At 70.8% G+C, this 8,784-nt stretch carries 12 protein-coding genes; all 12 read right to left on the bottom strand.

Annotated elements, in window-relative coordinates; all coding sequences use genetic code 11:
- A partial coding sequence (locus E1211_RS27825) for a hypothetical protein (RefSeq protein WP_132352491.1) occupies positions 1–1,214 on the bottom strand: 1,214 nt, incomplete at its 3' end.
- Positions 1,211–1,546, bottom strand: a complete 336-nt coding sequence (locus E1211_RS27820) for a DUF1360 domain-containing protein (RefSeq protein WP_132352489.1) — start codon at positions 1,544–1,546, stop codon at positions 1,211–1,213. The genes E1211_RS27820 and E1211_RS27825, both read right to left, overlap by 4 nt.
- A gap of 267 nt (positions 1,547–1,813) precedes the next feature.
- Entirely contained in the window at positions 1,814–3,265 is a 1,452-nt protein-coding gene (locus E1211_RS27815) for a phage terminase large subunit (protein WP_132352487.1), read from the bottom strand.
- Positions 3,252–3,656 (bottom strand): hypothetical protein, encoded by a 405-nt coding sequence (locus E1211_RS27810; protein ID WP_132352485.1) that lies wholly within the window; start codon positions 3,654–3,656, stop codon positions 3,252–3,254. The genes E1211_RS27815 and E1211_RS27810 overlap by 14 nt, the downstream gene beginning before the upstream one ends.
- 86 nt (positions 3,657–3,742) lie before the next feature.
- Positions 3,743–4,345, bottom strand: a complete 603-nt coding sequence (gene folE, locus E1211_RS27805) for a GTP cyclohydrolase I (RefSeq protein WP_132352483.1) — start codon at positions 4,343–4,345, stop codon at positions 3,743–3,745.
- A complete protein-coding gene (locus tag E1211_RS27800) occupies positions 4,345–5,085 on the bottom strand; it encodes a 7-carboxy-7-deazaguanine synthase QueE (RefSeq protein ID WP_132352481.1) in 741 nt (246 codons plus the stop codon). Before E1211_RS27800 ends, folE begins: the two co-directional genes overlap by 1 nt.
- Positions 5,082–5,531 carry a 6-carboxytetrahydropterin synthase gene (locus E1211_RS27795; protein WP_132352479.1) on the bottom strand — a complete coding sequence of 150 codons (450 nt, stop codon included), beginning with the start codon at positions 5,529–5,531 and terminating at the stop codon, positions 5,082–5,084. Before E1211_RS27795 ends, E1211_RS27800 begins: the two co-directional genes overlap by 4 nt.
- Positions 5,524–5,685 (bottom strand): XapX domain-containing protein, encoded by a 162-nt coding sequence (locus E1211_RS27790; protein WP_132352477.1) that lies wholly within the window; start codon positions 5,683–5,685, stop codon positions 5,524–5,526. The genes E1211_RS27795 and E1211_RS27790 overlap by 8 nt, the downstream gene beginning before the upstream one ends.
- Complete coding sequence (gene queC, locus E1211_RS27785; RefSeq protein WP_132352475.1) at positions 5,682–6,356, bottom strand: 7-cyano-7-deazaguanine synthase QueC; 675 nt, start codon at positions 6,354–6,356, stop codon at positions 5,682–5,684. Before queC ends, E1211_RS27790 begins: the two co-directional genes overlap by 4 nt.
- A 10-nt stretch (positions 6,357–6,366) precedes the next feature.
- Positions 6,367–7,362, bottom strand: coding sequence for a hypothetical protein (locus tag E1211_RS27780; RefSeq protein ID WP_165947360.1), 996 nt, complete (start codon positions 7,360–7,362; stop codon positions 6,367–6,369).
- The gene (locus E1211_RS27775; protein WP_132352471.1) at positions 7,359–8,111 is read right to left on the bottom strand and encodes a hypothetical protein; all 753 of its coding nucleotides are present in this window, start codon (positions 8,109–8,111) and stop codon (positions 7,359–7,361) included. The genes E1211_RS27780 and E1211_RS27775 overlap by 4 nt, the downstream gene beginning before the upstream one ends.
- 168 nt (positions 8,112–8,279) lie before the next feature.
- Positions 8,280–8,784: WhiB family transcriptional regulator (locus E1211_RS27770; protein WP_132352469.1), on the bottom strand; the 505-nt coding region annotated here is incomplete at its 5' end.

The following is an 8,784-nucleotide window of genomic DNA, read 5'->3' as shown; positions in this document are numbered from 1 at the left end:
AAGAGGTCGTTGCCTGGCTGGGCGGGGGTGGGGGCGTCGGATTCCTCGAAGCCGGTTTCCCGTCGCAGCGCCACACCGGACAGCTCGCCGCGGTCGTACACCTCCAGCGCGGTCTGCGCCCGGTTCGTGCGGACCCGCAGCGCCGACGAGTCGTACCAGACCATCCACTCGTCGGCGTCCGGCACGCCTTCGGCTTCGAGGACCGGCCGCAGCCACTGGGTGGTGAGGGCGTGGCACACCATGGACAGGCGCGGCTCGATGCCCAGCCGGACTGCGTCTTCCTGCACCGCCCAGGCGGTCCAGTGGTTGGTGTCGGCCATGCCGAGCACAACCTCGGCGGGGATCTCCATGCCGGTGGCGAACCGGCGGATCGCTTCTTCCCGCAGCCGGATCGCGAGTTCATCGAACTCGGACGCGAACGACAGCAGCTTCACATCGCTGATGACCTCGCCGGGCACTTCGAGGACGATCGGCACCGTGGCGGCGGCCGATTCGGGGTCACGGATCGCGGTCTCGGCGACGTTGAGGAACACGTCGAGCAGGTCGTCCTCGGCGTCGCCCTGCTCGCCTGGCTTCGTGGGGAACCGTGCGCCCTGCGGCACGAGCAGCACACCACGGCCGGTTAGGCGGCTGCGGGCGATGGCCTTGACGCTGGCGTGGAGGAGCTGGAGCTCGTCGAGGAGTCCGAGCGCGGACCGCACCGGGCTGTCGGCTTCCAAGTGGCGGCGGGGGTGCGGGTCCCACACGCGGATGACGATGGGGGCGTCCGGGTCGTCGTCTTTCACGGGTACGCGCACGCCGTCGAGTTCGACCTCGACGTTGCCGCCGTTCTTGGCGTTGACTTCCAGCACGGACAGGACACGCCAGTCGTCGCCGCGGATGACGATCCACCCCTCACCGGCGACGACGAGGTGGGGGCCGAAATCGCGGAGCATGTCCGCTTGCCCGTCGGGACCGGATGCGATCGTGCCGACGAGGTCGGCCGCGAGGTGCCCGTCGGGGGCGGGTTCGACAACACCGTCGGGGGTGCGGCGGCCCGCGTACAGGCGGCCGAGGCTCATGCCGTTGCCGATCCAGTTGGCGGCGAACCGCACCTCCGGGGTGGTCGAGTAGTGGTTCCAGGCGGCGTGTTGCCACGACTGGTCGACGTTCGCGGTGGTGGGGGTGCGGCGGCTCGTGTAGCGGGCAGCGGCGCCGACGAGGCGGCGGGTCACTGTTCCGCCCGGGTGTCGTTCCACCGGCTCAGCAGGGCCTGCACTCCGGCGACGGCGAACCATTCGACGCCGTGGACGAGCAGCGGGACCTCACTCCAGCCGCCGGTAGCGGAGAGGTAGGTGGTGAGTACTGCGCCGGACACCCACCAGCCGGCGCAGTACGTACAGGAGATGAGGGTGGTGAGCAGGTCGCGGGGCGTCGACGTCGGTTTCCGGTCGTACCAGTTGAAGAGGCGGTCGCGGACCGGGTCGGCGATGGAGTCGTGGACGACGAGGTGGGTGGCCCGGTAGGAGGCGACGCCGAGCGCGATCAGTACGACGAGGGTGCTCACCCACGGCCTCCCGGAAGATTTCCCGCAGTTGGGGCCGATGCTAGGGGTTTCGCGGGAAATCCTCCGGCGAAAGTTGCGTAGTTGGGGAAGTCTTCGCTGCCGGGTTGAGGTGAGTGAGGAGCAGGCTTCGTACGGCCATGAGGTTCGCCGGAGCCCGCGTCATGGCCTCAGTGTGCCGCCGGCACCCGCCCGGCCGCCCCGGGAAACCCCCACCGTTTGCCCAACTCGATCAGCAGGACCAGCCCTGCCCACAACCCTGGCGTCCGGTCAGCGTCGGGACCGGCCCGCGGTGACCCCGCCGAGCGGCCGACCGTAGCGGCCCGCCGCAGACCCCGACCGTCCCGCCGCCCGCCCAGCCGGCGACGACACCTTCGTCTTCGCCACCAGGTCCACGTGCGCGATCACATACCGCATCGTGTCGCAGCCGTGGTCGTCCTCCTTCGACGGCTGCTCCTTCACCTTGCCGTCCCGGTCCTTGTCCCACACGTAGCCGGGGATCTCGTCGGCGAGGCACAGCGGCTTGCGCGCCTCGACCAGCTGCGGGTCACGCTCGACCAGGGTGTCGCGCATCAAGAATAGGCGTGGCCGGCCGTCACCGGCCTGCCGCATGCGGGCCTGCACCGCCTGGATGCCCTCCCCGACCTGCTTCCGCGCCGGGACGGTCGTCAACCCCAGCTCGCGTTCGAGTACGGCCCGACCCTCCGCGTCGTGGTCGCACACGACCGCCGTCGGTTTCGGCTCGATCCACTTCCCGCCCCCGTCGGTGACCTGCCGGAGGATGTCCCGGGCGTGCTGGTCGACGGTGCGGCGGGTCCAGTACAGCTCCCGGTACAGCCACAGCCGGCCGTCCGGGTCGACCGCCCACCACTGCACCGTGAACGGGTTGGTGTAGCCGAAGTCGACGCCCCAGATCCGCGGCCACTCGGCGGGCGGCTCGAACCGGTCCACCATGTGCACCGCCGGGTCCCACTCCTCGTAGATGACACCTTCGGCGGCGGTCCACCGGCCGTCCCGCAGGCGTTGCCGGCGCACACCAGTCAGCGCGTCCAGCTTCTCCATGTACGCATGGCCCGCGTCGGTGTACGTGCCGTCGAGGTTGACGTAGGCGGGGTTGTCCCGATGCGTTGAGGTGAGCATCGTGAGGTTGCCATCGTCGGCCCGTTGCTTGATCCAGTGCTGCGGGTGGGACGGGTTGGTCGCCAACACGATCTGCTGGTACGTGGCCGCCTGACCGCGTAGGCGGGAGATCAGCGTCTCGAACAGGTCGAGGGTGATCTCCACCGCCTCGTCCACGAAGATCCGGTCCAGCTCCGCGCTGAGGAACTTCTCCGGCCGGTCACCGCCGGCCACCAGGATCTCCGACCCGTTGGCGTACCGGAACGCGGGCGGGTCCTTCTCCGACCCGCCGTACCAGCGGACCGTGCCGTCCGTCAGCGACGCGGCGACCACCTGCCGCTGGAACGTGACCAGCGTGGTCGCGGTGAGGCTGACGTGGGTGGCGCGCAGCATCAACGCCCGCAGGCCCGGCACCTTCATCGCGGTCAGGTGCAGTTTCCAGCAGGCGGCGAGGGTCTTACCGCTGCCAGCCCTACCTACGGCAGCGACCTCCGTGTCCCGGCACAGCATCAGCGCCCGGTGGGCGCCGCGCGGCTCGTACACCACCCGCGGCGGCCCACCCCCACCCAGCTCCTCCCTGTCGTCGAGGTCAGACAAGCGCATCCGGGTCGACCCCCACGATCTGGTAGGTGGCGACCTGACCGGAGTGCTGCACCTTCGCCGGGGCGTCGAGACCGAACAGCTTCGAGCGGCCCGCCATCACCTTCAGGATCACGTCGGCGGATTTTGGGTCACCCTGCAACGCCTTCGGCCAGAACGCCGCCTGCAACCGGTCGTACCGCTCACCCTCGACGTGCCGCAGCATCTCGACCTGCTGCGCCTCGTCCCGGCGGTACTGCTCCAACGCCCTCGACACGTCCTGGCAGGCGGCTCCCCGGCTGCGGTAGCCGAGCTGGTCGGCGACCGCCTGCCAGGACAGGCCGGCCAGTTTCAGGCTGATCGCCTTCCGCCGCCGCTCCGACACCTCAGCCTGTTTCGCTTTGCTGACGCCCATCAGCTGGACCTCCTTTCGACGGGCAGAGGGTGGCCGGTGTTCACGCCCTGTGGGTTCACGGGTTCCCGCCCCTCGGGTGGGGGTGGTCAGCCGCGCCAGGCGCGGGTGGCGAGCCGGTCGGTGAACTCTCGCCGGTACGGGTCGGTGGCGAGGACACCGGCGAACGCGACGGTGGTCATGGCGGAGTTGGTGCCGGTTCGAGCGCCGCGCAGGGCCATGCACGAGTGGGTGCCACGGACGGCGCAGGCGGCTCCGGCGGGCTGGAGGACGTCCAGGAGGGCGTCTACGACCTGGCCGGTCAGCCGCTCTTGGACCTGGGGGCGGGCGGCATAGTCCTGCACGAGGCGGGCCAGCTTCGACAGGCCGACGATGGGCTGCTCGGGGTGGGGTAGGTAGGCGACGGTGGCGTGGCCGGTGAACGGCAGCACGTGGTGTTCGCACACGCTGGTGAAGGGGACGTCTTCGACGACGATGACGCCGGGGGTGGAGGACACCGGGGGGAACTGCACGGTGAGGTGCTGCCGTGGGTCGGTGAGTCGGCCGGCGGTGAGTTCGTGGAGGGCGCGGACGAGGCGGGCGGGGGTGTCGTCGTCGCCGGTGATGCCGAGGTGCTTGAGCATGGCGGCGGCGTGCCAGGTGGCGTCGGTGTGGTCGTAGCCGGTGGCGGGTTCGGCGTGGGTGGCGGTCATTAGCGTCCTCGGTCGGTGTCGGGCCACAGCAGGATGTGCTGCCGCAGAGTGATGTTGAAGTGGTGCCGGATGGCGGTGTCGGCCACGGTGCGGGCGGTGGTGAGGGTGGTGTCGGGGGTGACACCCTCGGGCATGATCCACACGGCGGTGGGTGGGACGCCGTACTCGGCGGCCAGCGCGGCGGCGGTGTCCACGTCGGTCGGGTTGGCGACGACGAACTTGAACGCGGCCCGGCCGGCGTGGGCGAGGCTGGCGAACGCGGCGAGCGCGTCGGGGACGATCCGCTTGTGGGCGGGGTCGACGCTCATGGGTCCGTCGAGTTTCGGGGACACGTTGAAGCGGACGTTGTCCCAGCGGGTGAGGGTGTCGGCTGGTGGGCGGGTGCCGTTGGTTTCGACCTCGATGTGCCGGTCGACGGCGAGGGTGTCGACCAGTTCGATCATGGCGGGCCGGTGCTGGTACATGAGCGGTTCACCGCCGGTGACCACGACCAGTGGGGTGTTCGGCAGGCTGGTGAGGATCTGCTGGGCGGTCATGGCGGTGAGTTCGTCGCGGAGCCGGTAGCGGGTGGCGTCCCACGTGTAGGGGGTGTCGCAGCCGCGGCAGGTGAGGTTGCAGCCGCCGACGCGGATGAATGTGGCGACCCGGCCGGCGCTGGGGCCTTCGCCCTGGGCGGTCGGTCCGAACACCTCTGCGATGGGCAGGGTGGCGGGGGCGCACACGGGCAGCGTGGTGGTCATGCCGCCACCCACTCGGCAGCGTTGACGTGGGTTTCCTGCACTCGGGCGCGGACCACTCGGCCGCCGAGGTCGGCGAGCACCATGTTCCCGACGCGGGCCAGCAGCTCGGCCACGTTCTCGACGGTCGGCCAGACCAGCCCGGCGGAGGGGTGGTCGGAGCCGAACGCATACACCTTTCCGTGGTCGGCGAGGATCGGCAGGAGCGGGTCGTCCTGGCCGAGCATCACCCCGTGGTCGAGGTGGGTGTCGATCCACTGGCGGACCCGTCGTTTCGCGGCCCCGTACTCGACGACGGTGCCCTGCTCCGGCTGGTAGGGGCCGGTGATGGTCAGCTCCACCCACCAGGAGTGGCCGTGCAGGGACACGCATTTCCCGCCGAGGGCCGGGAGCCGGTGTCCGGTCTCGAAGTTGTGCCTGATGGTGACGGTGTGCTGGTGGTCAGCCACGGACCCACCACCCGACGACGATGAAGCCGAGGAAGATGCCGATGATGCCGGCGATGCCGGCGAGGGTGGGTGGTGCGGGGATCGGTAGGCGGAGCAGCGCGAACACCACTCCCACGATCAGGCCGGTGAGCAGGGCCAGCAGGGCGTCTTTCATGCCGTCACCGTCCGGTAGGTGGTGGGGTCGGTGAGGCCGGCGTCGGTGAACGACTCTCGCCGCTCGACGCAGGTGCCGCACTGCCCGCAGTGTTGGGCGCCGCCTTCGTAGCAGGACCACGACAGGTGCAGGGGTGCGCCGAGCCGACCGCCGAGCGCGGCGATGCCGGTCTTGGACATGGCGACGAACGGGGCGGTGACGGTGACGTCGCCGTAGCCAGCGGTGGCGGCGCGGGCACATCGGTCGGCGGCGGTGATGAACTCGGGCCGGCAGTCGGGGTAGATGGGGTGGTCGCCTGCGTGGACGGCGGTGGCGACGGCGGTGGCGTTGCGGGTGGCTGCGACGCCGACGGCGACCATCAGGAGGATGGCGTTGCGGTTGGGGACGACGGTGGCGCGCATCGACTCGTCGGCGTAGTGGCCGTGTGGGACCGCCACGGTGGGGTCGGTGAGCGCGGAGCCGGTGAGGAGCCGGCCGACGGCGGTGAGGTCTACGAGCTGGTGGCGGATGCGGTAGTGGTCGGCGATGGCGGTGGCGGCGTCGAGTTCGCGGGCGTGGCGTTGCCCGTAGTCGACGGAGATGGCGTCGACGGTGTGGCCCTGGTCGAGTAGGTGGGCGACGAGGACGGTGGAGTCGAGGCCGCCGGAGAGCAGGGCGATGGTGTGGGTCATGGTGGGTTCCTTACTGGCCGTCGTTCACGGCCGCGGTGAGGTTGCGCGGGGTGCCGTCTACGAGGTGGACGCGGGGGCCGGTTGGGGGGCCTGCGGTGCGGCGGGTTTCCCCGGTGACCACGGTTTCGAGGTCGTCGGTCAGTCCCCCGGCGCGAGAGGACACGAGGTGCACCCGGGCACCGGTGTCCGGTGGGGTGTTGGGGTTGATGCCCCAGGTGGGCGGGGACACCCGGTGTCGGCGCTGCAACCAGGCGGCGTACTGCTGCACGCTCGCCGCGGCGAGCTGGATCAGCGTGGTGCGGTTGCCGGGGTGGGAGGTGCGGATGTCGTTGGGGTCGACGCCGTACCAGCGGCGCAGAACGCCCCCGAGTTTCAGCACGTCCTGTCCGCCGTCGAGCGCCACCGCATGATCGCGGGTGGTGCCGGGGTCGAAAAGGCGCAGCCGGGCGTACCGGTAGGCGGCCCCGAGCACACCCGACGAGTCGGCCGAGTACACCGGTACCGCGTCGAGGAACTTCCGGCCCGCCTGCCCCCAGGCGTGGAACCGGACCTGCGGGTGATGCTGCCGCGCGTACCGCAGCATGTGCACCGTCCAGCGCAGCACCGTCGGCTGGGGTTTCCCGACGAGCCCGCCGAGGCCGAGGAAGTCGACGCCTTCGCGGACGTACACGTCCAGCCAGCGGGGGTCAGTGCCGAGGTGGATGGTGGGGACGGTGGCGAGGCCGTGCCGGTCGCGGAGGGTACGCCAGTTGTCGAGCGTGGCGGCCGGGTCGCCGATGACGTCGAGGGACGCCCGCCAGAACAGGTGGTCTTTCCACCGCTCGCACCAGGTGGCGTACTCCCGCAAGTTGATCGGGGTGCCCTGCGTGTGGGCGGAGAACGCACCCGAGTCACCGATGAGGCGTAGCCGGCCGGTGGCGGCGAGCTTCCCCATGTCCTTGTCGTCCCGGTAGTAGTGGTAGGACACCAGCGCGTCCACCGGGTAGGTGACTGCTACCTGGGTCACTGCGGCTCGGCCTCGGCTTGCAGGTCCGGATCCCACGGCTGTTCGGCCGGCGTCTCGGGGTCGACGTCGAGCAGGGCGGCGAACGCGGCCACCTCCTGCCCGCCGTGCGTGTCGAGGTGACTGCGCCACGCCGCGGCCACGTGCGGCGGCACCGGGAAGCGGATGACCGGCCAGCCGTCGGTGTCGTCGGGCTCACCGATCTCGTCGGCCAGCTTGTCCAGATCCGGGGGTTCGACCAGACGCAGCAGGTCCTCGACGTCGGCCTCCGCGTAGCCGGAGCCTTCGTAGTCGCCGTCGAGGTACGACAGCAGCTCGGTGAGGGCGTCGTTGTCGTAGGCGCCCTGGTCGGCGGCCCGGTTGTCGACCAGGTTGATACGGCGGGCGGTGTCGTCGTCGCAGACGATGACCTCGGCGCGGGCGGACAGCTCCCACGGCTCGTTGCGGCACACCCCGCACGGACGGTTGACGCCGCGGACGGTCGGCCGGTAGTCGCAGGGGCCGGGGCCATGGCGTTCCAGGGCCTGGGCGGTGTGGTTGCCGGCGAGGATGGTCAGTTGGCCGTCGCCTTCGTCGCGGACGACAAGCGCCCGGTACTGGCCGTTGCGGCGCAGGCTGGTGAGGATCAGCTCCGGGTCGCCGCGGCGGGCGTTGCCGGGGAACAGGGTGAGGTCGGCGAGCGGGTACACGCCGGTGCGCTGGTAGTTGGCCTGGCCGGTGGGCTGGTCGGCCGTGGCGCGGGTGGAGGACATGCCGGGCAGCTCCTGTGGTGCATGGGAGTGCCCGGCCCAAAACCAGCGGCGTTCTTCGACCTTAGCGACGGCTGGCCGGGGTGCGGCCCGGTCGCGCTGCTGTTGTCCTCAAATCCGGCCCGTGGTCACAGCTGGGTTGTCGTGCGGGCGGGTCGAGACGGCGGGTGGTCACACCTCCGTCGACTTGGAGCGGCGCCGGTAGCGGACGTTGACCACACCGCCGTCGGTGGGGCGGGTGTTGCCGCGGGAGTCGATGCCGAGCAGCCGGCGGGCGGCGGTGACCTGCTCCGCCTTCCAGCCGTTCATGATGGCGATCGTCTCGTCGGCGATCTTCCGCCGTTTCAGGTCGGCAATCTTGTCCGCGTTTTGGAGGATGTCCCGCGGCGGCAGGGTGGGGTATTTGCCGAGGCAGGCGTAGCAGCGGGACTGGTTCGAGCGGCCTGAGCGGAACTGGTCGCCGCAGCGGGCGCAGGTGCGGGCGGGCAGCACGACGCGGGGCCGGTTGGTGGGCCGGCCTCGTTCGGTGGGGGTGAGGCCACCCCAGATGCCGTGCCGTTCGTCGGCGTCGTCGGCCCAGTCCTGGCACCGCCGCTTGACGGGGCAGTCCCGGCAGATGGCTTTCGCGATCGCGGTGCCGGTGCGGTCGCGGGGGGCGGGGAACATGATGTCGGGG

The organism is Micromonospora sp. 15K316 (assembly GCF_004348525.1).
Lineage (GTDB): Bacteria > Actinomycetota > Actinomycetes > Mycobacteriales > Micromonosporaceae > Micromonospora.
This window is presented reverse-complemented; position numbering and strand designations above follow the sequence as displayed.